Genomic DNA, 26047 nt, shown 5'->3' on the forward strand with positions numbered 1-26047 from the left:
TTACCTTAATACTATAAGTATTATAATTTATATATTATTAAGATATTTTTAATCGATTTCATATATATTTCATATTTAAATATTAAACTTTTATTAAACATATTGTGAGTCTAAATTTTAACAGGAGGATCCTGAAATGAAAATTAATTTTTTTCCAAGAAGTAAAGTAGGTCAATGTACTGTAATGATTATGACTTTAACTATAATATTTTTTGTAGTTGGAAATTTTATATCTTGGGATTTTTCTTATTATGGATTTAATTTTATAATGAAAAATCAAATCCATATAGCTATACTATTTGGTATATTAATCTTAGGAGTTTTATCTTGTATATTAGGATTTATTGCTATAGATAAAAAAAGAGACAAATCAATTTTAGTCCTTTTCTCTATAATATTAGGAATAAATAATATTGTTGGATTCTTTAGCATTATTGCACATATATTTATTTAATAAAGTATAGACTATAGCTAAAACTATAGTCTATATTTTATTCTTTTTATCTAATATTTATTAATAAATTCATATAAAAATTTTTTCCGAATAAAATTACACATAAGCTTTTAAAAGTATCATTCGTATCGCTTCGAACTATATGTATCTTTTTAGTTATTAAGTCAATTTCATGTGTTAGTTTTTTCAACATTTCCAGGAAAACGTTTCATTCATTTTTTTCACTTTATACTTAGTATCATTGACAACATATTTGTATAAGAGTAGTATAGCTTAATGTAAAGTTAATTTTATATATGTTTTCAAAATATTAGGGGGGGATAATTAATTTTATGAAACTAAATATAAAAAAAATAGCATCTTCTGAGGTGTTTACCAGGAAGTTTACTTTTATCTGCAACAGCAATTTCTATAACTTTAGCAAATAGTCCATTTTCATCTTTTTATCATCAACTCTTAGGAGAATTTAAATTTCTAGGTCACTTTAATGTACATATGTTAGTAAATGATTTTTTAATGGCTATATTCTTTTTGTTAGTAGGACTTGAAATAAAACATGAATTACTATATGGAAATTTATCTAGCTTCAAAAAAGCTTCTTTTCCTATAATCTCAGCATTGGGTGGAGTAATTATTCCAGCAATTATATTTATGTGGTTTAATAAAGGTACTCAATTTGAGGCTGGAGTCGGAATTCCAATATCAACTGATATAGCTTTTGCTGTAGGCATTTTTATGATATTAAAAAATAAATTAAATCCATCTTTAAAAATATTTTTACTTTCTTTAGCTGTAGTAGATGATTTAATTTCTATAATTGTAATTGGAGTTTTGTATTCTTCAAATATAAATTTTAAAATTTTATATTTAGCATTATTTCTTGTATGTATTCTAATGTACATGAATATACGCCTTAAAATACACAAAATTTATCCATATCTCATAATCGGTTTATTTATATGGGGACTTATATATTTAAGTGGTGTTCATGCTACAATCAGCGGTGTTTTAATTGCAATGTCAATTCCATCTACTAAGCTTAGCGGAGAAAGGGAGACTATTTCATCTAAGTTAGAACGCAGATTGAATCCACTGTGTAGCTTATTTATATTACCGCTATTTGCTTTAGCAAATACTGCAATAACATTAAATCTAAACATAGATATTTCTAATAGTTATACTTTAATCAAAGGTATCGTAGCTGGACTATCTATTGGAAAACCTTTAGGTATAATGACATTTGCATTTATAGCAACAGTGCTTGGTATTACAGAAAAACCTAAGGGGTCAACTTGGTTATCAATATTCTCAGTATCAATACTTGCTGGTATAGGCTTTACAATGTCTATATTCGTCTCAGAAATAGCTTTTGATAATAACTCTGAATTTGTAAGTATTGCTAAAATATCTATATTATTAGCATCATTAATTTCAATTATTTCAACTTACATAGTAGCCACTCTTACTAGTAAAAATGCTACGTCTAATAAATCATATACATTTAAACATAAAAAAACTGCTTAAATCAGAAGACTTGGAACAAATAATTTGTTTCAAGTCTTTTATTTTTACTATATAATATACTTAATTTCACTTTGAGGAAATTCATTTAATATGTTATCTTTAAAAAACTCTTTCATATCTGCTAATTGTTCTTTTGTATAAACGTATTTACCATATCCAAATTGTCCATATTTAAATGTTCTAGAATCATCAACCATCGGTAGGGTAGTTTCTGGGAAAATTTCTATTATTCTATTTTTTGCTTTAGTAGTATATCTATGAGAAATAACTTCAAATGTAAGTTTGTCATGATAATTTTCTGGTAATGTATCTTTTATATGCTTTATTAGTTTTTTATAATCCTCTTTCCAATTTTCATATAAAAAACTGGTGCAATTATAAATCCTATCTTATACCCAGCTTTTGCTGCTTTTGCAGCAGCCTCAATTCTTTTATTAGAAGATGCAGTATAATGCTCATAAGAATCTATTATTTTAGGCGTGTTTATACTAAATCTTATTTCTGTATGATTATTATGATTTATATTCAAAAGACTGTCTATATCGCTATATTTAGTTACAAATCTAAACCTTCCTTTATCTTCTTTTCCAAAAAATTCTATTACAAGCTTTAGTGAGTTTGTATAAGGCTCTAATGGAATTGGGTCTGACGTTGCAGCTCCTTCGAATATAGTTATCTCTGGCTCTCTTTCATCAATATACTTTTTAGTTTGATTTAATACATCATCCATGTTTACAAAAACTTTTACAAATGGTTTATCTCCTAATTGTGTATTTAAATAACAGTATTCACATCTCCCCATACATCCACTTACAATTGGCAATTGATAGTGTGCTGAAGGTTTACATGTTTGAAACTTTAAGCTACTTCTTTTTCCAACAACTAAAGTTTCTTTTCCTGATCTGTATTGTTCAAATAAATTTTCTCCTGGAATATTACTCTTTACTCTATTTGATGTTAATTGTATAATTTCTACATTTTCATTGTCTTTCAACTTGTCATAAATTTTTTTTCCAATGTATGTATCTATTGAGTTTTTTCAAATATAACTCTTTTAGGACTAAACATTTTTTCACCTCTCAAAATTAATTATTTATTATATCTTATCCAATTTTATTTAAAGTAAAAGATTACATGTTAATAATTCATAAATAATTAATAATAAAGTATATAAAAATATTTAGTAAACGTAATTTTATTAAATACAAAAATGCAATAGTTTTAACCTATTGCATTTTTATTAACTATCTTACTTGTCTTTATTCATTTTCATAAGAATTTCTTCACCTTTAGAAACTAATGATTTGGTCATAGCTCCTCCAACTTGTTCTCCAGCAAGAACATTTTTAGATATTCCTTCTATAGTATTTTGAGGTGCATTACTTTCAACTTTCCCACTTAGTATATTATAGTTATATCCAAGTTCATTAGCGATTTCCATTTTAAACATATTTAAAGCTTGTTTTGCATTGTTGTTTATTGTTTTACTCATTAAAACACATCCTTTCATTTATTTTGCTTATATACTAGGATGTACTTAATTTTAAATATAATTCAATGGATTATATTTAAAATTAAATCTAAAAAAGACTCCTATATAGGAGTCTTTTAACATTGTAAACAAAATTTCATATTATTTTCCTTGTTTTTCATAGTCACTTAAAAACTTAGCTATACCTATATCTGTTAAAGGATGTTTAGCCATTTGTTCTAAAACTTTAAATGGTATAGTTGCTATATCAGATCCTGCCATAGCACATTCTGATACGTGTATTGGATTTCTTATACTTGCAGAAATTATTTCTGTTTGCATATTATGGACTCCAAATATGTTTGCTATTTCACTTATAAGTTCTACGCCTATAGCCCCTATATCATCTAATCTTCCTACAAATGGACTTACATAAGTTGCCCCTGCTTTAGCTGCAAGTAATGCTTGTTGTGATGAGAATATTAATGTAACATTTGTTTTTATTCCTTTTTCAGTTAATATCTTAACTGCCTTTAATCCTTCTATACACATAGGTATTTTAATAACTATATTTTTATGTAGTTTAATTAATTCCATAGCTTCTTCAACCATTTTATCACACTCTAAACTTATTACTTCTGCACTTATAGGTCCATCCACTATACTGCATATTTCATTTATAACTTCTTGAAGATCTCTACCTTCTTTAGCTATAAGAGATGGATTTGTTGTTACCCCATCTATTATTCCCCAAGTATTGGCTTCCTTTATTTCATTTATATTAGCTGTATCTATAAATATTTTCATTTTTATGTCTCCTTTTTATTTTTATAAAGCTACTATTGCTCCTACTATTAATGCACTTAAAACACTTACACAGAATCCACCTATCATACCTCTAAATGCTAATTCTGCTAGTTGTCCTCTTTTTTCAGGACAGAATACTGATATACCTGATATACAAATTCCCATACTAGATATATTTGCAAAACCTGTTAAAGATATCGCCATCATTAATCCAGTTCTATAATCAAGAGTGTTTAACATTTGTCCTAATTCTCCAAAAGCAACAAATTCATTTAAAGCTAATTTACTTCCTAATAATTGTCCTGCTGTTAATATGCTTTCTTTTGGGATTCCCATAAAAAATCCGATAGGTGCAAATACATAAGATAATATACCTTCTAATGATAGTCCTACTATTGAAAGTCCTCCATTAACTAGTGCAACTAAAGCTATTATAGCTATTAATGATGCTCCAATTCCAAGTGCCATATGCATTCCATCAGTAGCACCTTGAGATATAGCTTCCATTATATTACTATTATTTCCTTTGTTATCTATAGTTACCTCATCACTATTTATTGTAGTTGTAGCATACTCTACAACAGCAACAGTGTCTGTTCCATTTCCATTCTCTATTGTTTCACTACTTACAGTTTCAACTTCATATACTTTTTCTGGAAGTATTATTTTAGATATTATTATACTTCCTAAAGGAACTAGAGCTCCTCCTATTAATAAGTATTGCATCGGAATTCCAAGACCTGCATATCCACCAAGAACAGTAGCTGACATACTCCCCATTCCTGATATTAGAACTAACATTATCTCACTTTCAGTCATACCAGATAAATATTTACTTACAAGTATAGGTGACTCTGTTTGCCCTAAAAACATATTTGCAACTGCTACGAAGCTTTCCACTTTACTTGTTCCTAGTACTTTTTCTATTGCTCCTCCTATAAGCTTAACAACAAAGCCTATAAGTCCTATATAATAAAGTGCTGCTACAAGTGCAGATATAAATATTATATTACCTAAAACTTGAATACCAAATATCATTCCTGTTGGTGCTCCTGCATCTGCTAAAGGTCCAAACACAAATCCAAGACCTTGTGCTCCATAACTTAATACTCTTGTTACAAAATCTGATATTTTTTCTATTGCCATTCTTCCTAAAGGAAACTTTAATAGTAGAAATGCTAAAACTATTTGAATCCCTAAAGCTTTTAATATCATCTTTTTATTTACATCTTTTTTATGTGGAGATACTAAATATAAACCTCCTAATAAAAGAGCTATCCCTATTATATTTAACACTATTGCCATTTTTCTCGCCCTCGTTTTTCTATATGATAAGTTTTTTGATTGGTGTGATTTTAATCAGATACTATTTATATTTTTAAATTTCAATAGTATCTGATTAGATTTATATGTTAGGTTTTAATTTGACGTTAATTATATTTCATGAACTATACTTTTTACTAGACTTAAGAATTGTTCTTTTACTCTTTGTGTAGTTTCTATTACTTCCTCATGATTTAAAGGTTGGTCAAGTATTCCTGCTGCCATGTTAGTTATACAAGATACTCCTATAACATTTAATTTACTATGAGATGCAACTATTACTTCTGGTACTGTTGACATTCCAACTGCATCAGCTCCTAATATTTGAGCCATTCTTACTTCAGCAGGTGTTTCATATGTTGGTCCAGTGAAGAATGCATACACGCCTTCTTTTATATCAATATTTAATTTTTTTGCGCATTCTCTAGCTAATTCAACATATTTTGGAGTATATGCAGTCGACATATCTGGGAACCTTACGCCTAGTCTATCATCATTTTTACCTATTAAAGGATTGTTTCCTCCTAGATTTAAATGATCTTTTATTATCATTAAATCTCCAGGATTAAAGTCTTTATTAGCTCCTCCTGCAGCATTTGTTACAAATACCGTTTCAACTCCAAGAGCTTTCATAACCCTTACAGGGAATGTTGTTTCTTGCATTTTATATCCTTCATAAAAATGGAATCTACCTTGCATAGCTACAACATCTTTTCCTTCTAATTTACCTATTACAAGTTGCCCTTTATGTCCTTCAACTGTTGAAACAGGAAAGTTTGGTATTTCATCATAACTAATTATTACAGGATTTTCTATTTCATCTCCTAAAACACCTAACCCTGATCCTAGTATAAGACCTATAGTTGGATTTGAATTTATTTTAGATTTTATATAATTTGCACTTTCTGTTATTTTTTCATATAAGTTGTTCATTATATATACCTCACTTTTCTATTTATGTTTGATTTTTAAAACGTTTTCTTATTATGTAAATTTTTAATACCCTGTTACTTCTTCATTATTTATTATTTTTATTATAGAACTTGTTCCAAGCCTTTTAGCTCCATTGTCTATAAATCTTTGGGCAGTTTCTAAATCTTTTATTCCTCCTGCAGCTTTTATTAATACATCATTACCTATATTTTCTCTAAATAAAACTATATCTTCTAATGTAGCTCCTCCTGTACTAAATCCTGTTGAAGTTTTTATAAAATCAGCTTTAGCTTCAGTTACGCACTTACACATTTGTATTTTTTCCTCTTCACTTAAAAGGCATGTTTCGATAATTACTTTTAATACTTTATCTTTACAAGCTTCTTTTATAGATTTTATTTCATTTGTAATTTCTTCAAATTTTTTATCTTTTAACATCCCTAAGTTGATTACCATATCAATCTCATCTGCTCCGTTATTTATAGCATCCTTTGTTTCAAAAACCTTTACAGCTGTAGTATTATATCCATTTGGGAATCCAATTACTGTACAAACTTTCATATTATCCCCTACAAATTCTTTTGCTTGCTTTACAAATGATGGTGGAATACAAACGGATGCCACGTCATATTTCATTGCATCTTCACAAATTATTTTAATATCCTCCCAAGTAGCTGTCTGCTTTAATAAAGTATGATCTACCGTACTTAAAATCATTTTTTTATCCATGGTTACTCTCCTTATGTCTATTGTTTTTATTGAATTTAATTATTCTATTATTTCATGTATTATAAAGCTTTTTACTGGTTTTTCATTTCTTATATCATAAGCCTCTTGTAATTGTTCTTCAGCTTTTTCAAACTTATCTTCATCACTTGAGTATAAAGTTGCTAAAACATCTCCTACTTTTACATAGTCACCCATTTTCTTTTTAAGTATTATTCCTGCTCCGTAGTCTAATTCATCATCTTTAGTGTGTCTTCCTGCACCTGTAAGTAATGATGCTATTCCTACTTTTTCTGCATTTAAATCGTATATATATCCTTCTTTAGTTGCCTTTACTTGATGTACTAATGGTGATATTTCAAATAATTGAGGATTCTCTATAACTTTTTGATCTCCACCTTGAAGAGTTGCTAGTTCTTTTAATTTGTTAAGCGCTGAACCATCTTTTAATACTGTTTCAAGTTTTTCTCTTCCTTTTTTAACGTCTGGTTCTATATCTCCTATTTTTAGCATTTGAGCCCCTAATTGTAAGCATAATTCTCTTAAATCTTCAGGTCCTTCGCCTTTTAAAACTTCTATAACTTCTTTTAGTTCAAGTGCATTTCCTATTGCATATCCTAGAGGTTCTCCATTTAATGTTATAGCTGCTGATGTTTTTCTACCTAAACTATTTCCTATGTTTACCATAGCAGTAGCAAGTTCTTTTGCATCTTCTGCAGTTTTCATAAATGCTCCCTCACCATACTTAACATCTAATAATATAGCATCAGACCCTGAAGCAATTTTTTTACTCATTATACTTGCAGCTATTAAAGGTATACTATCAACAGTTGCAGTTACATCTCTTAATGCATATATTTTTTTATCTGCTGGAACTAAGTTTTGAGTTTGCCCAGCTATAACTAATCCGGCATTTTTAACCATGTCTTTAAATTTATCTTCATCAACTGATATGTTAAATCCAGGTATAGATTCTAATTTATCTAATGTTCCACCTGTATGTCCTAGTCCTCTACCTGATAGTTTTGCAACCTTTCCTCCAGCTGCACATACCATAGGAACTAAAATTAAAGATGTTTTGTCTCCAACTCCCCCAGTACTATGCTTATCTAATTTAATTCCATCTATCATACTTAAATCTACTACATCCCCTGAGTTAACCATAGCCATAGTAAGGTTTGCTGTTTCTTCTTTAGTAAATCCATTTAAATATATTGCCATCAATAATGCTGATGCTTGATAATCTGGTATTTCACCATTAGTATATTTTTCTATGAAAAACTCTATTTCTTCTTTAGATAATTCCTTTTTATCTCTTTTTTAGATATGATATCGTATACTCTCATTTTAATATCCCCTTATCTATTAATTTTATAGTTGTTTAACTTAATCCAGGAATTCAATTGTTCAGAGCTCTAGGTATTATTATGTTTTTATTTATTATGTCATTTTTAATTAATTCTACATTTTTAATAGTGTTTTTTTAATTTCAACGCTTGATCCTTCTCTTGTATAATCAATTACATTTTCTCCAAGACCAATCGTGTGTACGCCTGAACTCCATGAATTATTTTTAATATTTTTTACTTCTTGGTATATAATGTCATTTGCATATCTTGTAGCAGTTGATACTATATGTTCAGGAGCAAAAGAATTTTGATTTCCATCTACTCCAAATGCATACTTATTAACTTGCTTTGCTGCTAAAAAAACTCCTATTCCAGATTTTCCTGCTAATTGTTGAATATAAACAGCTCCTTTATTATACATAGAAAGTGCAATTTCTTTTGCTTTTGCAGGGTCTGAAAAATCTCCTACTACAGCTTTCATAACATTTACATCAGGATTTACATATTTAACTCCAGCTTCAAATCCAATGGCACCTTCATTTAAATACTCTAAATCTTTTCCTAGTATAATTCCAACTGACTTATTTTCACTATCAGATAACTCAAGTCCTGCAATAACTCCATTTAAAAATGTTTGTTGTTCCCATTTCGTGCTTATAGAACTAACGTTCGATAGCTCTAATTTAGAATCAATTATAGTAAATTTTTGATTTGGAAATTCTTTCGAAACCTTTTCAACAGCACTTTCTTGCTCTCCTCCAACAGAAATAATTAAATCGTAGTCTTTTAGACTAGCATACTCTCTAGCAAATTTTTCATAATCATTCTTGCTTTTTGATTGAGTGTAATCAAACTCGATCCCTAATTCTTCTTGAGCTCTTAATATTCCATCATAGCATAAATCATTAAAAGCCTTATCTCCTAAACCAGCTTCATTAAAGATAATTGCTATCTTTGTATTTTCATTACTTTTAACCTCTGATTTAGTTTCTTTGCTTTCTTGTTTATAAGCAATTATCATAATTAATAGTAAACCAGTTAATATAACAAGTTTTTTATAGTTTAATTTCATTTATTAATTATTCCCTTCTGCTTTAATAATATTATATTAAATAAAACGTTTTCACTCTATAAACCCTATTGATATAAAGTTTTAATTTTTTGATATATTTGTATATCTATGTCTAAATATATTGACATTTTTTGCACTATATTGACATAGATATACATTATTCTTTAACTATCTATCATCCTCAGGTGATATTCCTTTAAACTTTTTATAACTTCTTGAAAATAGCTCGCATTTGTATATCCAACTTCTATTGCAATTTGAGAAATTTTCATATCGGTATTCTTTATTAAAGTTTCCGCTTTTTTCATTCTATAGTTAGTTAAGTAAGAACTAAAGTTTTCTCCAACTTCTTCCTTAAACAACCTTGAAAAATATTCATGTGATAAGAATACATAGTTAGATATATCTTGAAGAGATATGTGCTGTTTATAGTTTTTATGTATATAATCAATTGATTTTTTTATAGTTTTTGAATAGCCATCCTTACGTTCACTTAAGGTACTCTCTTTTTGTAATCTAATTACCTTGTTCTTTTCTAATTCTTTCACAGACTCATTTACTTTATCTAAAATTTCTTTTAATTCTTTTGGCCTAATATCTGATTTTACTAAGTATTCATACACTCCACAACTTATAGCTTCTTTTGCATAAGAAAATTCAGCATAATTTGTAAGTAATATAACATAAATATCTGGAAAACTTCTTTTATTTTTTTGTAAGCTCTATACCTCCCATTATTGGCATTTTTATGTCACTTATAATTACTTTAGGGTTTAGGTTTAATGCTAATTCATATGCTTCTTTTCCATTTGATGCGCTTGCTAGAACATTAAATTCATTGGAAATATTTGAAATAGTATATGCTATCCAATCTCTTATAGGTGCTTCATCTTCTACTACTATTATATCTAACATATTTACCTCCTAATTTGGCAGTATAAAAGTAATTTTAGTTCCTTTACCTTCTAAACTATCTATCTTTAATCCATAGTCTTGTCCATAATTTAATTGTATTCTTTCATGTACATTTATAACTCCAACACTATTTATGCTAGCTTCTTTATTTAAAACGTGATCTAATTTATCTTTAGACATTCCTATTCCATTGTCTTCTATAATTATTCGTATACTATCCTTTAGACTATAACCTTTTATATTTATATACCCTTTATTATTTTCCTTTTCCATACTGTATAGTATTGCATTTTCTACGATAGGTTGAAGTATAAATGATGGTATTTTATAATCTTTTATATTTTCATCAAATTCATATTCTATATCAAAACAATTAGGATATCTCATCTTTTGAAGCTCTACATAATTTTTTATATTTTCTAACTCCTCTTCCAATGTAATCATTTCACTTGCTCTAGGTAAAATACTTCTAAGTAGTTTTGTAAACCTATAAAGCATTTCTTCGGCTACTTCTGTTTTATTCATTGAAACTAAAAATCTTATACCACTTAATGTGTTGTATAAAAAATGAGGATTTATTTGAGCCTGTAAAAAGCTTAGTTCAGCTACCCTTTTTTGTTTTTCATATTTTTTAATATTTTCTATTGACTCATGTAACCGTTTTACCATACTGTTAAAAGAGCTTTGAAGTTGACCTATCTCATCATCTCTATCAACCTCTACTTCTACCTCTAAATTACCTTTCATAACATATTCCATCTTATCCTTTATCTTTAAAATAGGATTTGTTATCCAAACTGATATTTTATATGTAATTATTAGCGCCGGAATGCTTATTAATGCGATTATATAAAGTGTCCTTTGAGCAATTTTATTAGATACTTGCGACATTATATTCGAAGGTATAACTTGAATGATTTTCCATCCATAGGAGTCTATATTAGATTTAATTTCGATATTACTTGAATTCATATTGTGAGAGTTTTTATTAGTTTTATATTTTGTTCCTATTAATCTTTTGTCTTTACTTGAAATTATCTTATCTGTAGAGTCAACGATATAAACTGATGTTCCTTTTTCTAAAAGATCTGAATACCTGTCATATAGCATTGTTTCACTTATATCTATAATTAAAACTCCTAAAGTTTCATTAGTTATAAAATCTTTTATAACTCTACCCATTTTTAATATATTCTTATATGGTCCAATCCCATTTTCATCTCTATATGTATTTATAAGAACTGTATTTCCATTTGCTTTTACTATTTTTTCATACCATTCTTGGTTTTTAATATTATCTAAATTATACTTATTTTTAGAGTATGTTCCATAGCTCAAACCGTTTTCTCCAACTATGTATAGCTCTGGCTTCATATTAAACTTTCCATATTTGAAAATTTGATCCATTAATAAACCTTCTACATAATCGTAATTTTCTTTGTTTACTATGACATCTTGATGTTTATCTTTTGGATTAGATAATATGTCTATTAACTTGTTATCTGCCACAATATTATTCCCTATACTTTCTACATTTGAAAGCAATATTGAAATATTATTAGATACCTCATCTAATACTTGTAATCTCATTACTTGTATTTCTTCTTGGACAATCTTATTACTGTCATTTATAACCCAGGCACTAATAATTCCTGTTATAAATACAATCAAAACAAATATCAATAAAAATAGCTTAAATGTAATGCTATTTGTTTTTATCATAATCACTCCTTTTCTCTTAGATTTCCAACTAATAATTTTATCTTATGTGACTATTTAAATCAATATTTTTATATTTAAAAACAAATATACAAAAATAAGCATATTAAAACTTTATCTCAAGTTTATATGCTTATTTTTAAATATTTTATTTGTTTTTTCTATCAAGATTTATCTCAATAGAATCTTTTGGACATTTATAAACACACTTTTTACAGAATATACAGTCAGAGTCTTCTACTAATCCTTCTTTATATTCCTTTGGTGAAATTCCCATTGGACATGCTTTTGTGCATAGACCACAGCTTACACAGCTATTATTGACTTCTAAGTTTACTTTTCTACCTTTTATCTTTGCTACAACTGCTGATAAAGTTCCCATTGGGCAAAAATTACACCATGTTCTCTGATTATAGAAAAGTCCTAAAATAATTCCTATTATAGATGTTATTACTATTATTTTGTAAAATACAAACCCTATTCCATATAAGTTTCCCCAATTTTTATATAATCCCATTGAGAAGTTAAATATTATAAATAATACCATAAATGCTCTAAATAATTTACTTTTTAAAAATTTAGGTACTTTCTTTTTAGGTGAAAACCTAGATAGTACGTTCTCATAGAAATTACCTCTTGGACAATAATTTCCACACCAATAGCGCCCTTTTCCTGAAAATGCAACTGCAATTGGCGCAACCATACATATTATAGCTATAATAGCAAATCTCATATCAAATAATGATAGTATTAAAAAAGTTAAAAAGATTAAGTATCCATACTTTTTATAAAGTTCTTTAACCATATTTCTCCTCCTAGTTAAATTAAATTTATCTTATGAATACATAATATAATTATTTGATATTTTTTTCTGTGACTTTGTAACATTTCTTATTTAATTATACTAAGGTCTTCTTGCTCCTTTATAATGTGTTTCATAGTACCCAGTTAATTTAGACTTTTTAATTCCAGACTTTTCATTTGCAGCATGTACAAATTCATTGTTTCCTACATACATGCCTACATGACTTACTCTCCCTTTTCCCATAGTATCAAAAAATACTAAATCTCCTACTTGTAAATCTTTTTTATCTACAGCTTTTCCAAACTTACTTTGCTCATATGAAGTTCTTGGTATGTCTTTTCCTAATGCATTTTTATAAACATATTGAACTAATCCTGAACAATCAAAAGAATTAGGTCCAGTAGCACCCCATACATATTTATTTCCTACTTTGCTTTCTATTAACTCAACAGCTTTATCCATATCATTAGATGCAGATGTATTTATATTACTTTTTTCTGCTGGTTTGACTGTATTCACTAATGTATTTTCTGCACTGTTTTTATTTGAAGTTTGGTTGCAATTGTTAATCTTACTACTATTTATATTACTTTGAAGTGTTTGTAATGAATCCAAACTATGTTCATCTTGATTATTATTGCAATGACAACTGCACTTGCAATTGTTTGTTGGAATATTTTCTATTGCATTTTCTAAAATTAAATTAAATAAATCAAAATTACTATTAAACTCATTTTTATTATTTGTATTTGCTTGATTTACTGCATTTAAAAGTTTAATTGTGACTAATTGGCTTACATCCATTCTAAATCTCCTTGTTCTATATTTTTTAAAATAACAAAAAATAACCGTATATATTTAATACGGTTATTTCTTAATTTTATTTAGTTTTAATTTGTATTTACTTTATAGATTCTAAAAATTTAATAATCTCGTTAGATGTAATATTTATTTGCTCTTTATTGCTTATTAAAGATTTCCCATCACCTTTTTGTTCTCCATAATCTCCAAATCCAGCATGATTTCCTCCTGGAATTTCAATAAATTTAGAGTTTGCAGGCATTACTTTTTTTGCATTTTTTACTTTATTTAAATCTGCAACTTTATCATTACTTCCCCATAAAGACAATACATTCATCTCACTCTTTGCAAAATCCTTATTATCTTTAGGATATGATGCTAACAGCACTAACCCCTTTATTTTACTGTCTTTCAATGCATAATCAGAAGCCATAACCCCACCTAATGAGTGTCCTCCTATAACCCATGAGTTCACATCTTGATGCTCATCTAACATATTCTTAGCTTTATTAGGTGATAAAATTGCTAAATTGAATTTCATCTTACTTAATATAACAGGATATCCTTTAGATGCTATTTCTCTAGCCATAGGCGAATATGCACTATTTTCTACTTTAGCTCCTGGATAAAAAATGAATCCAACTTTCTTTTTATTTGATTTAGGATTAAAGAAAATATCCCCATTTTTCTCATTTTCAACAATCACGTTGGAATCTGACTTTAATGATTCTATAGCATATGATTGTGATTTATAATAAGAACTTGTGTAAATAAAAAATATACCCGCTAGTATAGTTAAAATAGCAACTATACTACCACTAACCTTAAACTTTAAAGATTTCTCTTTCATTATGCTACTCCTTTTTTAATTTTCATTTTAATCCTATAATATATTCTACATTTTGTCTATATGATAGTGATTTATAGAAAATCTTTCAAAATAAATAAAAAATCTATTGACATATAAAAAAAATAGCTTTATTATTTAAATCAATAACAAAATCTAATTTTAAATGCTATGAAAAGAAATAGTAAAAGTAACTATCTTTAACAGAGAGCTACCGTTTGGTGAGAGGGGCAATTGATTTTACTTTGAACACATCTTTGAGCTGAACACCGAAAAGAAATTCTCTTAGTAGGCTGATTCCGGATTCCCTGCACCCGTTATAGTGCTAGAGTATAAGCAAATATTTTTTGCCGTACTCAAAGAGGTTAGTATCGTGAGATATTAATAAAATAGAGGTGGAACCACGTGAGATTTAACTCCCGTCCTCTAGCATTAGCTAGAGGATGGGAGTTTTTTAGTTTATTTCATTATGCGCGCAAAGAAATATACTCAAATATAATTTTAAACTTACTATTTAAGGAGATATTACATGAAAAATATAATTAAAGTTTCAGGTTTATTCTTGTTAGTGTTTTTAGCTATTTTATCATTAACTGGATGTTCTAAGTCTAATAAAAATGCACAAAAACATAATGAAAATGAGGTTATCGTAGGTTATGACAATACTTTTGTACCTATGGGGTTTTTAAATGATAAAGGAATTCCATCAGGTTTTGATATAGATTTAGCAAAAGAAGTTTTTTCTAGACTCAATATGAATGTCAAATTCCAAAATATAGATTGGTCAATGAAGGATGTAGAATTAAATTCAGGAAATATTGATGTTTTATGGAATGGTTATACTTTAACTGATGAAAGACGTAATAAAGTTGACTATTCTAATCCTTATTTAAGCAATAATCAAGTTATTGTTACAATTAAAAATTCAGCTATTAAAAGTAAAGCTGATTTAAAAAATAAAGTAGTTGCAACGCAACAAGGAAGCTCTGGACTTGATATCCTTGAAAAAGATAATAGATTAGTCAATACATTCAAAAACAAGGCGCCTATACTTTATGATACTTTTGATAATGCTTTTAGAGATTTAGAATCTAAACGAATTGATGCAGTTGTAGTTGATGAAGTTTTAGCAAAATATTATATAGCTAACTCTAAAAATGACAATTTCAAAATTTCAAATGATATTTTAGGCAAAGAAGTTTTTGTAGTTGGGTTTAAAAAAGGTAATATAAAACTTCGTGATAAAGTAAACAATGTTTTAGATGAGATAAAACAAGATAAAACATTCGATAAAGTTTATAAAAAATGGTTTAATCAATAGGAGGATCTTATGTTAGAAGGTTTAAAATTAGTTTTAATATTATTTTTATTTACGCTTATAGTTTCAATACCCTTAGGAACACTAATTACACTTTGTAGGGTATCTAGTTTAAAGTATTTAAATTTTTTAGCTAAAACTTACTTGTTAACTTTTAGAGGAACTCCATTATTGCTACAATTAATTTTTATATTTTATGGGTTACCTCTTATAGGTATTGTATTTGACAGATTTACAGTTGCAATACTTGCTTTTTCATTAAATTACAGTGCCTACTTTGCAGAAATTTTTAGAGGAGGAATAAATTCAATAGACAAAGGTCAATATGAAGCTTGTCTAATGTTAGGACTTGATAAAAAGCTAACCTTTATAAAAATAATTATTCCCCAAGTTTTTAAAACAATTTTATCCCCAGTATCAAACGAAGTTATTACATTAGTCAAAGATACTTCTCTTGTATATATTTTAGGGCTGAATGATATTTTAAGAGTAGCTCAAGTAAATTCAAATAGAACTTTAAGTTTAATTCCTTTGATAGAGGTTGGAGTTTTATACTTAGCATTAATATTTATTTTAAGTAGCATATTCAAAACTTTGGAACAAAAACTTTCATATTATAATTAGGAGACATAAAATGATAAAAGTAAATAATTTAAATAAAGCCTTTGGTCGTACTATGGTTTTACAAAATACAAATTTAAACATAGCTCCAGGTGAAATATGTGTTTTGCTTGGAAAATCAGGTAGCGGTAAAACTACCTTACTTAGATGTATATGTGGACTTGAAAGCTTTGATAGTGGACAAATAATTGTAAATGGACAGACTATTAATAGTTATAAAGATATATTAAATTTAAAAGGCGAGATTGGTATGGTATTTCAAAATTTCAATTTATTTCCACATATGTCTGTTTGTGAAAATATAACTTTATCTCCCTTAAGTACATTAAAACAAAATAAATTTGATGCAATTGAAAATGCACTCTCTTTATTAAATAAATTAAAATTAGAAGATAAGTCTAATTCTTATCCTTTCGAACTTTCTGGAGGTCAAAAACAAAGGGTTGCTATAGCTCGAGCATTAGCTTTAAATCCTAGAGTATTGTGTTTAGATGAACCTACATCTGCTTTAGACTCATATAATATAAATATTTTTAAAGAAATACTTTTCAACTTAAAAGAAGAAAAGAGATCTATATTAATAGTGACTCATGATAAAGATTTTGCAAGGTCAGTTGGAGATAAGATTCTTACTATGGAAAATGGATGTATACAAATTTAATTTTTACAATTAAAAGGATATTATGATTTTTAGTCTAATATAATAGTTAATTAGATTTAATAGTATAAATTAAATTTAAATGTAGGGGGCTATTTAATGGCAGTTTTTACTTTATTTTTATTTTTTTTTATTTTATGTGTATTGCTTGAAAAACGAAAAACTAATACTTCAATATGAAGCTTGGGATTCTAATTTTTAAAAAACAAAAGACTATATAATAGATTTTCTATTGTATAGTCTTTTGTTTAGTTCGTATTAGTTATATGCTTTGTAATGGTACTTTAATATTAAATTCAGTTTCCATATTATCGCTCTCTACATCTATAGAGCACTTATAACCTTCTAATAACTTTTTAATTGAATATAGTCCATATCCTCTATTTTCACCTTTAGATGAATATGCCATTTCAAATATTTTTTTAGTATCTTTTATTTTTGAACCATTATTCTTGATACAAATATTATAATAACTTTCTTCTTCATAAATGTCTACATGGACATATTTATAATCTTTTCAGAAAATTGAAGTTCATCAATTGCATTATCTATTATATTTAAGAGTATAGAACTTATCTCTGAATCTGTTAGCTCTATATTTTCTAATACACTGTCAATACATGCAGTAAAATCTATATTATATTTAGATGCTCTTAATTTTTTCGTATTTAATATAGCATCTATACAATGATTACCCGTTACAAAATCGACAGATACATTGCTCTCATAATCTGCCATACTTAAAATATATCTTCTAGCATCTTCAATCTTACCACTTGTAACTTGCATAAGAATTATTTGTAAATGATTCATATAATCATGTCTTTGAATTCTCAGTGCATCTACACTATCTTCCATTTGTTTTAAATTTTTTTCCATTAAACTTTTTTCTAATTCATTTAAAGCTTTTCTTTTGTCATAATTTATTACCATAAAAATTAAGACAATCAATATTAATATTAATGATAGTACTACAAAAATCCTTACTATAATTTCTGCATCATAATGCATCCCACTTACACTGTATAAAAGTAAAATTAAAATTCCAATTATAGCCATTATTAATACACTTACATATAAAAGTACTTGTTGCGCGTATTTATTTTTTTCCGATATATTTTTTAAGTCCATAGTCTGTTTAAAATATTTATATTTTATTAACTTCATAAAAATAGCCATAAATAAAATAGCCATATAGCAAGCTAGAACCCTTAATAGTTGATTATCTAATATAAAGTCAAGCTTTATTCCCATAACATTCATAAGAGTAATCGTTATAACTTCCGATGTCATTCTTATTCCTAATACTATAGCAGTTATAATGAATGACTGCGCTATATTTAAATTGCTAAAAAACTTTACAATTATAGCTAAAGCAAAAAATAATAAAACATTGCTAACTCCTAAAGGAAGTTTTTTATCCAAAAAATACCAAATAAATACATATAGGAATGTCATATAAAATATATCTTTCCGTTTAATATCTTTAATTGCTATTCCAACAGAATAAAATATAACTAAAGCTTCTGGGATACCCATTAAAATTACATTTGAGATACTTATATTAATCCCTCCTTGCACAAGCCTCTATTTATCATCATTTTTTTACATTTATCTACATTTTCATATTAACATATCTATGATATTTTTACTACAACTTAAATATAAGTTTATAACTTTATTTTCTATGTTTTTCTTTTAAATTAACTATTTTTCAAAAAATAAAAAAAGATTTGAGTTAACTCAAATCTTTTTTATTAGAATAATAATATTAAACCAACTATCATAGCTGATAAAGTACTAACTAAGAAACCACCTATCATACCTTTTAATGCTATGTTAGATATCTCTGTTCTTCTTTCAGGACAAAATACTGATATTCCTGATATACAAATACCTATACTTGATATATTTGCGAATCCTGCTAAAGATATTGATATAACTAGAGCAGTTCTAGGATCAAGAGTTTTAATTATTTGTCCTAAATCCCCAAATGCTATGAATTCATTTAATACCATTTTACTTCCTAGTAATTGTCCAGCTGTTAGTACATGAGAAGGATCTAGCCCCATTAATAATGCAAGTGGAGCAAATACATATGATAATATTTGTTGTAAAGATAATCCTATTACCCCTAAACCACCATTAACTAAAGCAACTAATCCTGTTATAGCTATTAATGCTGCTCCTATACCAAATGCCATTTGCATACCATTAGTAGCACCTTCTGATATAGCAGACATTATATTTGTATGTGCACCTTTTCTATCCATTTCTACCTTTTCAACAACTTCCTCATGTTGAGTTTCAGGTATTAATAGCTTCGAAACTATTATACTACTTATTGGAACTAATGCTCCTGCTATAAGTAAGTTTTCCATAGGTATTCCCATTCCTACATATCCCATTAAAACAGTAGCTGACATACTTCCCATACCAGATACTAAAACTAGCATAAGCTCACTTGTAGTCATTAAATGTAAGTATTTACTTACAAGTATTGGTGATTCTGTTTGACCTAAGAACATATTAGCAACTGCAACGAAACTTTCTACCGCACTTGTTCCTAGTACCTTTTGTATTGCACCACCAATTACTTTAACTATAAAGTTTATAATTCCTAAATAGTAAAGAGCCCCAACTAATGCTCCTATAAAGACTATGTTTCCAAGAACTGATATTGCAAATATGAATCCACTTTTCCCATCAGCTAATGGTCCAAATACGAAAGTTAAACCTTCCATTCCATAACCTAATACATTAGTTACAAAGTTAGAAACTATTTGTACAACAGTTCTCCCTATAGGGAATTTTACTAGGAAAAGGCAAGTACGAATTGTATTAGTAAAGCCTTTCCTATCAATTTCTTGTTTACCGACGTTTTGTCAGAAGATGCTAGGTAAAGTCCAGCTAATAACACTATGATTCCTAAAATGTTTAAAATTATTGACATAGCTTTCTCCTTTTTCTTTAGTTTTCTCAATAATATATTATACACTATTTTCGACATTTTTCTACCACTTTTTGATTATTTTTACAATTTAATTTATTTATGTGGTTTAATTGGTCATTTATACTACTTATTCTCTGCATTTTTGAGCTTTTTATTTATACTTTATGTAAAAATGAGATATTATAATATCCCATTTTAACTTTTAAGCTTCCAGCTTATTTTAACTATATTCTCAATGTTTTTTTTGATCTATAACTAATCTATTTGCTGAAAATAAGTTTATATTGGAAAAAGCATCAACACTAATATTTGGCTTGTATATAATTATATCTCTACAAGCTATATATTTATGATGATGTATAATACTTACATTCGAAATTAATCGCTTTATATTATTATCTAGTAAATAATCTACTATTCTCCCTAAATTCATTTCAGATGTATTTTTAACGTAAAAATCTTTAGTATTTGTATCAAAAATCATTATATTTGGAGTGTTGTTTATATCATTACATACTTGAAAACTTTTTTCATCTTTTATTGGTATACATATTTTCAATGTAAGTCCTCCTTATTTTTAATTCTTTGCTATAATATATGAAGATTTTTTAGCAAAGGTGTTATTTTTTCTACAAATTACTTTAATTTCCACCTGTTAAAATACAAATAAAAAAGAAAGCATCGCTTTCTTTTTTATTAATGTGAGTTTTCATCTAAATCTATATTATTTATACATTCCTTATAAGAATCATTAAAAAGTCTATATTTAATACGCTTAATATCATCCAGTATATATCTATGGGTTATACTATTTGTATCAAACTTGCAAATTTTAAATGAGTATTCTATAAATAGTCCAAACACTAAGGTAGTTATTACCGTACCTATCCCAATACTTCCCCCTAGTATAAATCCAAATAAAAGAGCAAACATTTCTATACAGGTTTTAATTGTTTTTACTGGCCTTTTTGTTTTTTTGTGAAGTGCTACCATTAATCCATCTCTTGGACCACTTCCATATCCAGCGCCTATATAAATTACACAACCAATTCCTATAATAAACATACCTATAAACAACATTATAAATCCAATTATCATATTCGTTGATGTAGGGATTATATTATTTAGCATAAAAAAGTCCATAAATATTCCAATTAAAAACATATTTAAAATTGTTCCAATTCCTAAATTTTCACCTAAAAACATATCTACTATAACAACTATTATTCCAAGCAACATACTTGCCTGACCCATAGTGATCCCTAAATTTCTTGATAATCCATGGTGAAATGCATCCCAAGGTGATAATCCTAGATTGGCCTGTATAGTTAAAACTATTCCAATTGAACAAACAAATAAACCTATAACTAATCGTATAAAGCTTTTAATTCCATGCCTCATTATATTGGCTCCTCTATTTTAATTTAAACTATAACAAACCCTCCATTAGGACTTATAATTTGACCTGTTAAAAAATCCGAATTGCTACTTGCTAAATACAGTGCACATTGAGCTATATCATTAGGTGTTCCAAGCCTCATTAAAGGAGTTTCCTCTTTTAACATATCAAGAGTATCATCAGATATATTGTCTAACATATCTGTTTTTATAACTCCTGGAGCAATACAATTGACTTGAATATTTGAAGGTCCTAATTCTTTTGCTAACGCCTTAGTCATTCCAATTATAGCAGCTTTACTAGTAGAATAGTGAACTTCATAAGACCCTCCAACCATTCCCCATATTGATGATATATTTATTATCTTTCCATTCATTTGCGGTATCATATACTGTAGAACTTTTTGAGTTGTAAAAAATACACTATTTAAGTTTGTATTTATTACCTCATTCCATTCTTCATAGCTTATGTCTGTAAATAAATTGGTTCTACTAATACCTGCATTATTAACTAAAACGTCTATGCTTTCAAATCTTCCAATGCAATAGTTTACCATGAAATTTACTTCTTCTTTTTTTGAAACATCTGCTTTATAGGTATCTACTGACAACCCTCTACTTTTTAAATCATTATATAGTTCTAAAGCTTCTTTCTCTGAATTATTATAATTTATTAATACATTATAATCATTTTCAGCAAACAAAGTAGCTATAGCTTTGCCTATTCCTCTAGATGCACCTGTAACTAATGCTGTTTTTTTATTCATCAACCTCTCCCTTTCACATAAAATTTCAATATTCAATCACTATTATATATGAATACCTATTATAATAAAAGAAATATAGTATAAGTATTAAAAAAACATACTAAAGCCAAAGTAGCAGTTTGGCCTTAGTATGTTTTTAGTCATATATCATTTTTTTAGTCATGCCGCCGTCAACAATGATATTACATCCATTTATAAAGTCATTCTCATAATATGTTAAAAATAAACATGTATTTACTATGTCCTTTGGTTTACCTACTCTTCCCGATGGGTGATTTTTATGGTCTCTCTCAATTAAATCTTCATAGTTTTGAGTTTCTATCCAGCCCGGACTTATTGCATTGACCGTTATTGGAGTATTTGATAAAGATATAGCCATTGTGTTAGTTAAAGATATAAGCCCTCCCTTTGAAGCTCCATAACTTTCCCACCCAGCTTCATTTTGATTAAATCTAGTAGAAGATATATTTACTATTCTTCCATAACTTTCATTTTGATTAGCTTTTATAAATTCTTGAGAACATATAAAACTTCCTCTTAAATTAACATCCATCACTTCATCAAATTCATTTAAAGTTATATCATATACAGATTTGTTAAACTTACTTATAGCTCCATTGTTTATTAATACATGAATAGTTTTATATTTTTTCACTACATCTTTAAATATATCTCTAATTCTTTTTTCATCTTTTAAATCTGCCTTGTAAAAAATTATATTCTTATTATCAAAATTATATTCTTCAATATCTATTGCAATAACTAATGCATTTAACTTTGCATACTCCATGGCAATAGCTCTTCCGATACCATTACTTGCCCCTGTAACTACTACAACTTTATTAGTATACATATACTCCCTCCCCACTTTGAACAGTTTACATAATTTAATTATTTTATTAATCTTCTTGTTTAGTCTTTGCTATAACAATTTCTCTTATACATACATCTTGAGGCTGGTTATAAGCAAATTCTACACAACTTGCTATTTTTTCTGGATCAAGACCTGATTCTATAGTTTTTTTCCATTCATTGTAATTATCTTTTATATTCACATCTGTTGTGTGTGATAAAAGAGGAGTTTCTACAACACCTGGAGCTATAGTTATGACCCTTACATTTGAGCTTGCAACTTCTTTTCTTATATTTTCTGTTATTGCATGAACTGCAAATTTTGTACCACAATAAACTGAATGATTATCAAATGTCTTTCTTCCTGCTATAGAACTTATATTAATTATTGTTCCTTCATTTCTAGATACCATATCGTTTAATACAATATTAGTTCCTGTAAGTATACCCTTTATATTTACATCTATCATATTGCTCCATTCTTCATAACTTTGTGTATTAGGCTCTCCAAGTAGCATTATGCCAGCACAGTTTACCAGGCAATCAACTTTTCCAAATTTTTCTTCAGCTTCTTTTATAGCTTCTTTCATTTTTTCTATATTTGTTACATCCACTGATTTACATAAAGAATTAGGTAAGTTTAATTCTTCCATTTTATCAAGTCTTCTAGATAATAATAGTACCGGATGACCATTATTAGATAATTTTTTTGCTATTTCTCTTCCTATTCCTGAACTTGCTCCTGTTATTACAGCTAATTTTTTCATACATAACCTCCATATAACTATTTTTATTATGGAATAATTATATATTCTTTGATATTATATTGTAAGTACGCACATAATTGTTATATAGTGAACTAGAAGTAACTATTGTGCATTTTCAACAGATTCATTGGAGGAAATTTATGAAAAAATCTATATTAACATGTGAAATAGAAATAACATTAAATGCTATTGGCGGTAAATGGAAACCTTTAATACTTTATTATTTAATAGAAGAAGGAACTAAAAGGTTTGGTGAAATTCAATCATTTATTTGTAAGGTGTCTCATAAAACTTTAACTACCCAATTAAGAGAATTAGAATCTGATGGATTAATATCTAGAACAGTTTATCCAGAGGTTCCTCCTAGAGTTGAATATAGTATAACAGATAAAGGCATGAGTTTATACCCAATACTTGAGGCAATGTGCGAGTGGGGAGAAAAAAACTTAACTGATAAATATGAACTTATAAACCCTCAGTGTAAATAATTATAAAGGTGTATCAACACCTTTATAATATTTCTATGTAAACACCCTTTTCCATCTTTGCTTTTGCCTTTTTATTTATAAGTTCTACATTATTATCTAGCTCTGATAACGAATATACTTTCCCACCTATACTAACTCCAGGGTCTATAAGTCTTGTTTTACCTTTTATAAATATATCGTACTTATCCTCATTTATCCTAAGTTTTACATTTTTGTTTAGTGATTTCATTAGACTTTTTATTTTATTATTTTCAGATCTGTTAAGTATGTCTATTACCTCATTATCTGTTTTTAACATATCTTTTAAATTCAACTCATTCTCATCAATCGCAATTTTTATTGCTTTAGATAACTTATCATAAGAATATCCATTTATGGGATTCATAAAGAAATCTATAACCTCTGTATAGTATAGCTCTAAAAACCATCTAGCTGATTCTATATCGTTTGTAACAATTTCTCCATCTAATACTTGTATATTTTTTAAAAACTCATTTATTTCATTTTTATTAGTAAACCCGTACTTATACATATCCCTTAAAGTATAATCAACTCTGTCCGCGCATAACCTAGGTGCTTTTCTTTCTAGTATAGTCCACTGCTCTTCATTTTCTAATATCTCTTTAAAGTCATATCCATACTTATTTAATATATATGGAATTTTAGAATTTATTACAACTTCATCAAATATAAGTTCATGATAATCTTCATCACTATTATCGAATACAAAGTCTATTACATGTGAAAATGCAGTGTGTGATATATCATGAAGTAATCCTGCTATTTGCTCTTTTAAACTTCCACCTAACAATCGAATCAACAGCATAACCCCAATTGAATGCTCAAATCTATTTACGTTTAATTCCTCTTTAATTAAATATGTAGCTCCTACTTGATGTATATTTTTTAACCTTTGTAATGCATCACAATTTATAAGTTCTATTAAAACATCCTCTAATTCAAACTCTCCATATATGTAATCCACTATTTTATTTTCCATATAACCCTCCTTAATAACCTCTTATAGCTTTTTATATTATATCATAATATAAAAAATTCGCTTTGCTCATGTCGCTCAAATTTCATGTCATCAACGTCCACTCGGTAAACTCGTGTCCCGTTACTCAGACGATTTAGTACGTTGTTCAAAGTGTTATTTTTTACTTTCACCCAAATATTAATATTGCTATACCCCATAAGTTATCCACAAATATTAGTTACGTATAATTTCCTTAAAGAAAAAAATACTAGGTTTTACCCTAGTATTTTTTCTCTATATTCGACTTATAATTTTATATTTTAACAACTTAAACTCATCTTCATCTATTATATTTAAATCTAATAGATTTTTTAGTTTTAATAATTCATCTACAGTAGATGTTTTTAAGTATTTTTTATTTTCTTTATTCCTACTAGGAATTAAATCTAAGTCAATTGAATTCATTTTATTTCTTCACCATAATTAAAATAATTATTCTT

The 26047-nt window shown here is 27.5% G+C and carries 29 protein-coding genes, 2 pseudogenes and 1 other annotated feature; of the genes and pseudogenes, 6 read left to right on the plus strand and 25 right to left on the minus strand.

The features are described from left to right. The first annotated feature begins 136 nt into the window (after positions 1–136). Positions 137–454 carry a hypothetical protein gene (locus LEQ07_RS14865; RefSeq protein WP_046823393.1) on the plus strand — a complete coding sequence of 106 codons (318 nt, stop codon included), beginning with the start codon at positions 137–139 and terminating at the stop codon, positions 452–454. Between the two features lie 363 nt (positions 455–817). Continuing rightward, a complete protein-coding gene (nhaA, locus tag LEQ07_RS14870) occupies positions 818–1978 on the plus strand; it encodes a Na+/H+ antiporter NhaA (protein ID WP_046823392.1) in 1161 nt (386 codons plus the stop codon). A 47-nt stretch (positions 1979–2025) separates the two neighbouring features. Here the strand turns inward: nhaA and splB are convergent. From splB to LEQ07_RS14940, 14 genes and pseudogenes are all read right to left on the minus strand, one after another. Beyond that, positions 2026–2972: pseudogene (splB, locus tag LEQ07_RS14875) on the minus strand (spore photoproduct lyase). Between the two features lie 255 nt (positions 2973–3227). Further along, on the minus strand, positions 3228–3470 hold the full coding sequence (locus tag LEQ07_RS14880) for a small, acid-soluble spore protein, alpha/beta type (protein ID WP_046824343.1): 243 nt from the start codon (positions 3468–3470) through the stop codon (positions 3228–3230). Positions 3471–3611: 141 nt separating this feature from the next. Beyond that, on the minus strand, positions 3612–4256 hold the full coding sequence (gene fsa, locus LEQ07_RS14885; RefSeq protein ID WP_046824342.1) for a fructose-6-phosphate aldolase: 645 nt from the start codon (positions 4254–4256) through the stop codon (positions 3612–3614). A 21-nt stretch (positions 4257–4277) separates the two neighbouring features. Then, on the minus strand, positions 4278–5561 hold the full coding sequence (locus tag LEQ07_RS14890; protein WP_046824341.1) for a NupC/NupG family nucleoside CNT transporter: 1284 nt from the start codon (positions 5559–5561) through the stop codon (positions 4278–4280). A gap of 129 nt (positions 5562–5690) precedes the next feature. Then, positions 5691–6512 carry a purine-nucleoside phosphorylase gene (locus LEQ07_RS14895; RefSeq protein WP_021433056.1) on the minus strand — a complete coding sequence of 274 codons (822 nt, stop codon included), beginning with the start codon at positions 6510–6512 and terminating at the stop codon, positions 5691–5693. A gap of 63 nt (positions 6513–6575) precedes the next feature. Beyond that, the gene (gene deoC / locus LEQ07_RS14900; protein ID WP_046824340.1) at positions 6576–7241 is read right to left on the minus strand and encodes a deoxyribose-phosphate aldolase; all 666 of its coding nucleotides are present in this window, start codon (positions 7239–7241) and stop codon (positions 6576–6578) included. Between the two features lie 39 nt (positions 7242–7280). Further along, entirely contained in the window at positions 7281–8525 is a 1245-nt protein-coding gene (locus tag LEQ07_RS14905) for a thymidine phosphorylase (protein ID WP_334307514.1), read from the minus strand. A 174-nt stretch (positions 8526–8699) separates the two neighbouring features. Continuing rightward, positions 8700–9659 (minus strand): BMP family ABC transporter substrate-binding protein, encoded by a 960-nt coding sequence (locus LEQ07_RS14910; protein WP_263331259.1) that lies wholly within the window; start codon positions 9657–9659, stop codon positions 8700–8702. A 164-nt stretch (positions 9660–9823) separates the two neighbouring features. Continuing rightward, positions 9824–10282: a helix-turn-helix domain-containing protein gene (locus LEQ07_RS14915; protein WP_263331260.1), complete on the minus strand. Its 459-nt coding sequence runs from the start codon at positions 10280–10282 to the stop codon at positions 9824–9826. 82 nt (positions 10283–10364) lie between these two features. Then, positions 10365–10574, minus strand: a complete 210-nt coding sequence (locus LEQ07_RS14920) for a response regulator (RefSeq protein WP_263331261.1) — start codon at positions 10572–10574, stop codon at positions 10365–10367. A 9-nt stretch (positions 10575–10583) separates the two neighbouring features. Further along, positions 10584–12296, minus strand: coding sequence for a cache domain-containing sensor histidine kinase (locus tag LEQ07_RS14925; protein WP_263331262.1), 1713 nt, complete (start codon positions 12294–12296; stop codon positions 10584–10586). A gap of 145 nt (positions 12297–12441) precedes the next feature. After that, positions 12442–13098, minus strand: coding sequence for a 4Fe-4S binding protein (locus LEQ07_RS14930; protein WP_046824336.1), 657 nt, complete (start codon positions 13096–13098; stop codon positions 12442–12444). Between the two features lie 99 nt (positions 13099–13197). Further along, on the minus strand, positions 13198–13902 hold the full coding sequence (locus LEQ07_RS14935) for a C40 family peptidase (protein WP_052952137.1): 705 nt from the start codon (positions 13900–13902) through the stop codon (positions 13198–13200). A gap of 97 nt (positions 13903–13999) precedes the next feature. Next, the gene (locus LEQ07_RS14940) at positions 14000–14749 is read right to left on the minus strand and encodes an alpha/beta hydrolase (RefSeq protein WP_263331263.1); all 750 of its coding nucleotides are present in this window, start codon (positions 14747–14749) and stop codon (positions 14000–14002) included. Between the two features lie 159 nt (positions 14750–14908). Next, positions 14909–15176 (plus strand) — a binding site (T-box leader). A 99-nt stretch (positions 15177–15275) separates the two neighbouring features. Between LEQ07_RS14940 and LEQ07_RS14945 the strand changes: the two genes are divergently transcribed. Genes LEQ07_RS14945 through LEQ07_RS14955 form a run of 3 tightly spaced genes read left to right on the plus strand, consistent with a single transcriptional unit; the run spans position 15276 to position 17346 of the window. Then, positions 15276–16067 carry an amino acid ABC transporter substrate-binding protein gene (locus tag LEQ07_RS14945; protein WP_046824334.1) on the plus strand — a complete coding sequence of 264 codons (792 nt, stop codon included), beginning with the start codon at positions 15276–15278 and terminating at the stop codon, positions 16065–16067. Positions 16068–16076: 9 nt separating this feature from the next. Beyond that, positions 16077–16688, plus strand: coding sequence for an amino acid ABC transporter permease (locus LEQ07_RS14950; RefSeq protein ID WP_046824333.1), 612 nt, complete (start codon positions 16077–16079; stop codon positions 16686–16688). 10 nt (positions 16689–16698) lie between these two features. Then, complete coding sequence (locus tag LEQ07_RS14955) at positions 16699–17346, plus strand: amino acid ABC transporter ATP-binding protein (protein ID WP_263331264.1); 648 nt, start codon at positions 16699–16701, stop codon at positions 17344–17346. 259 nt (positions 17347–17605) lie between these two features. Here the strand turns inward: LEQ07_RS14955 and LEQ07_RS14960 are convergent, their stop codons facing one another. The 9 genes and pseudogenes from LEQ07_RS14960 to LEQ07_RS14995 form a co-directional block, all read right to left on the minus strand. Continuing rightward, complete coding sequence (locus LEQ07_RS14960) at positions 17606–17833, minus strand: GHKL domain-containing protein (protein WP_317852093.1); 228 nt, start codon at positions 17831–17833, stop codon at positions 17606–17608. Positions 17834–17835: 2 nt separating this feature from the next. Next, the gene (locus tag LEQ07_RS14965) at positions 17836–18924 is read right to left on the minus strand and encodes a sensor histidine kinase (protein WP_263331265.1); all 1089 of its coding nucleotides are present in this window, start codon (positions 18922–18924) and stop codon (positions 17836–17838) included. A 176-nt stretch (positions 18925–19100) separates the two neighbouring features. After that, a complete protein-coding gene (locus tag LEQ07_RS14970; RefSeq protein ID WP_334307513.1) occupies positions 19101–20087 on the minus strand; it encodes a NupC/NupG family nucleoside CNT transporter in 987 nt (328 codons plus the stop codon). Between the two features lie 27 nt (positions 20088–20114). Beyond that, positions 20115–20353: pseudogene (locus LEQ07_RS23165) on the minus strand (Na+ dependent nucleoside transporter N-terminal domain-containing protein); the annotation flags it as partial. A gap of 175 nt (positions 20354–20528) precedes the next feature. Beyond that, positions 20529–20855, minus strand: a complete 327-nt coding sequence (locus tag LEQ07_RS14975) for a hypothetical protein (protein ID WP_263331267.1) — start codon at positions 20853–20855, stop codon at positions 20529–20531. 137 nt (positions 20856–20992) lie between these two features. Then, positions 20993–21697: a YczE/YyaS/YitT family protein gene (locus tag LEQ07_RS14980; protein ID WP_263331268.1), complete on the minus strand. Its 705-nt coding sequence runs from the start codon at positions 21695–21697 to the stop codon at positions 20993–20995. 23 nt (positions 21698–21720) lie between these two features. After that, positions 21721–22461 carry an elongation factor P 5-aminopentanone reductase gene (ymfI, locus tag LEQ07_RS14985; RefSeq protein WP_046824327.1) on the minus strand — a complete coding sequence of 247 codons (741 nt, stop codon included), beginning with the start codon at positions 22459–22461 and terminating at the stop codon, positions 21721–21723. Positions 22462–22597: 136 nt separating this feature from the next. Further along, entirely contained in the window at positions 22598–23314 is a 717-nt protein-coding gene (locus LEQ07_RS14990) for an SDR family NAD(P)-dependent oxidoreductase (RefSeq protein ID WP_263331269.1), read from the minus strand. 46 nt (positions 23315–23360) lie between these two features. Next, complete coding sequence (locus tag LEQ07_RS14995; protein ID WP_046824325.1) at positions 23361–24080, minus strand: SDR family oxidoreductase; 720 nt, start codon at positions 24078–24080, stop codon at positions 23361–23363. A gap of 140 nt (positions 24081–24220) precedes the next feature. On the opposite strand from LEQ07_RS14995, the gene LEQ07_RS15000 reads away from it, so the two are divergent. Beyond that, the gene (locus LEQ07_RS15000; RefSeq protein ID WP_025163093.1) at positions 24221–24568 is read left to right on the plus strand and encodes a winged helix-turn-helix transcriptional regulator; all 348 of its coding nucleotides are present in this window, start codon (positions 24221–24223) and stop codon (positions 24566–24568) included. 22 nt (positions 24569–24590) lie between these two features. Here the strand turns inward: LEQ07_RS15000 and LEQ07_RS15005 are convergent, their stop codons facing one another. Together LEQ07_RS15005 and LEQ07_RS15010 are read right to left on the minus strand one after the other, a co-directional pair. Further along, positions 24591–25568, minus strand: coding sequence for an HD domain-containing protein (locus LEQ07_RS15005; protein ID WP_263331270.1), 978 nt, complete (start codon positions 25566–25568; stop codon positions 24591–24593). A 273-nt stretch (positions 25569–25841) separates the two neighbouring features. After that, entirely contained in the window at positions 25842–26012 is a 171-nt protein-coding gene (locus LEQ07_RS15010) for a hypothetical protein (protein ID WP_263331271.1), read from the minus strand. Between the last annotated feature and the right edge of the window lie 35 nt (positions 26013–26047).

Origin of the sequence: Paraclostridium sp. AKS73, assembly GCF_025671395.1 — a bacterium.
GTDB lineage: Bacteria > Bacillota > Clostridia > Peptostreptococcales > Peptostreptococcaceae > Paraclostridium > Paraclostridium benzoelyticum.

Coding starts and splice junctions, on each gene's coding strand:
- LEQ07_RS14970 (WP_334307513.1), bottom strand. CDS start 20,087: ATGGAAGGTTTAACTTTCGTATTTGGACCATTAGCTGATGGGAAAAGT.
- deoC (WP_046824340.1), bottom strand. CDS start 7,241: ATGGATAAAAAAATGATTTTAAGTACGGTAGATCATACTTTATTAAAG.
- fsa (WP_046824342.1), bottom strand. CDS start 4,256: ATGAAAATATTTATAGATACAGCTAATATAAATGAAATAAAGGAAGCC.
- LEQ07_RS14910 (WP_263331259.1), bottom strand. CDS start 9,659: ATGAAATTAAACTATAAAAAACTTGTTATATTAACTGGTTTACTATTA.
- LEQ07_RS14945 (WP_046824334.1), top strand. CDS start 15,276: ATGAAAAATATAATTAAAGTTTCAGGTTTATTCTTGTTAGTGTTTTTA.
- LEQ07_RS14895 (WP_021433056.1), bottom strand. CDS start 6,512: ATGAACAACTTATATGAAAAAATAACAGAAAGTGCAAATTATATAAAA.
- LEQ07_RS14940 (WP_263331263.1), bottom strand. CDS start 14,749: ATGAAAGAGAAATCTTTAAAGTTTAAGGTTAGTGGTAGTATAGTTGCT.
- LEQ07_RS14865 (WP_046823393.1), top strand. CDS start 137: ATGAAAATTAATTTTTTTCCAAGAAGTAAAGTAGGTCAATGTACTGTA.
- LEQ07_RS15005 (WP_263331270.1), bottom strand. CDS start 25,568: ATGGAAAATAAAATAGTGGATTACATATATGGAGAGTTTGAATTAGAG.
- LEQ07_RS15010 (WP_263331271.1), bottom strand. CDS start 26,012: ATGAATTCAATTGACTTAGATTTAATTCCTAGTAGGAATAAAGAAAAT.
- LEQ07_RS14925 (WP_263331262.1), bottom strand. CDS start 12,296: ATGATAAAAACAAATAGCATTACATTTAAGCTATTTTTATTGATATTT.
- LEQ07_RS14890 (WP_046824341.1), bottom strand. CDS start 5,561: ATGGCAATAGTGTTAAATATAATAGGGATAGCTCTTTTATTAGGAGGT.
- LEQ07_RS14880 (WP_046824343.1), bottom strand. CDS start 3,470: ATGAGTAAAACAATAAACAACAATGCAAAACAAGCTTTAAATATGTTT.
- LEQ07_RS14980 (WP_263331268.1), bottom strand. CDS start 21,697: ATGAGGCATGGAATTAAAAGCTTTATACGATTAGTTATAGGTTTATTT.
- LEQ07_RS14935 (WP_052952137.1), bottom strand. CDS start 13,902: ATGGATGTAAGCCAATTAGTCACAATTAAACTTTTAAATGCAGTAAAT.
- LEQ07_RS14920 (WP_263331261.1), bottom strand. CDS start 10,574: ATGTTAGATATAATAGTAGTAGAAGATGAAGCACCTATAAGAGATTGG.
- LEQ07_RS14950 (WP_046824333.1), top strand. CDS start 16,077: ATGTTAGAAGGTTTAAAATTAGTTTTAATATTATTTTTATTTACGCTT.
- LEQ07_RS15000 (WP_025163093.1), top strand. CDS start 24,221: ATGAAAAAATCTATATTAACATGTGAAATAGAAATAACATTAAATGCT.
- ymfI (WP_046824327.1), bottom strand. CDS start 22,461: ATGAATAAAAAAACAGCATTAGTTACAGGTGCATCTAGAGGAATAGGC.
- LEQ07_RS14955 (WP_263331264.1), top strand. CDS start 16,699: ATGATAAAAGTAAATAATTTAAATAAAGCCTTTGGTCGTACTATGGTT.
- LEQ07_RS14990 (WP_263331269.1), bottom strand. CDS start 23,314: ATGTATACTAATAAAGTTGTAGTAGTTACAGGGGCAAGTAATGGTATC.
- LEQ07_RS14930 (WP_046824336.1), bottom strand. CDS start 13,098: ATGGTTAAAGAACTTTATAAAAAGTATGGATACTTAATCTTTTTAACT.
- LEQ07_RS14995 (WP_046824325.1), bottom strand. CDS start 24,080: ATGAAAAAATTAGCTGTAATAACAGGAGCAAGTTCAGGAATAGGAAGA.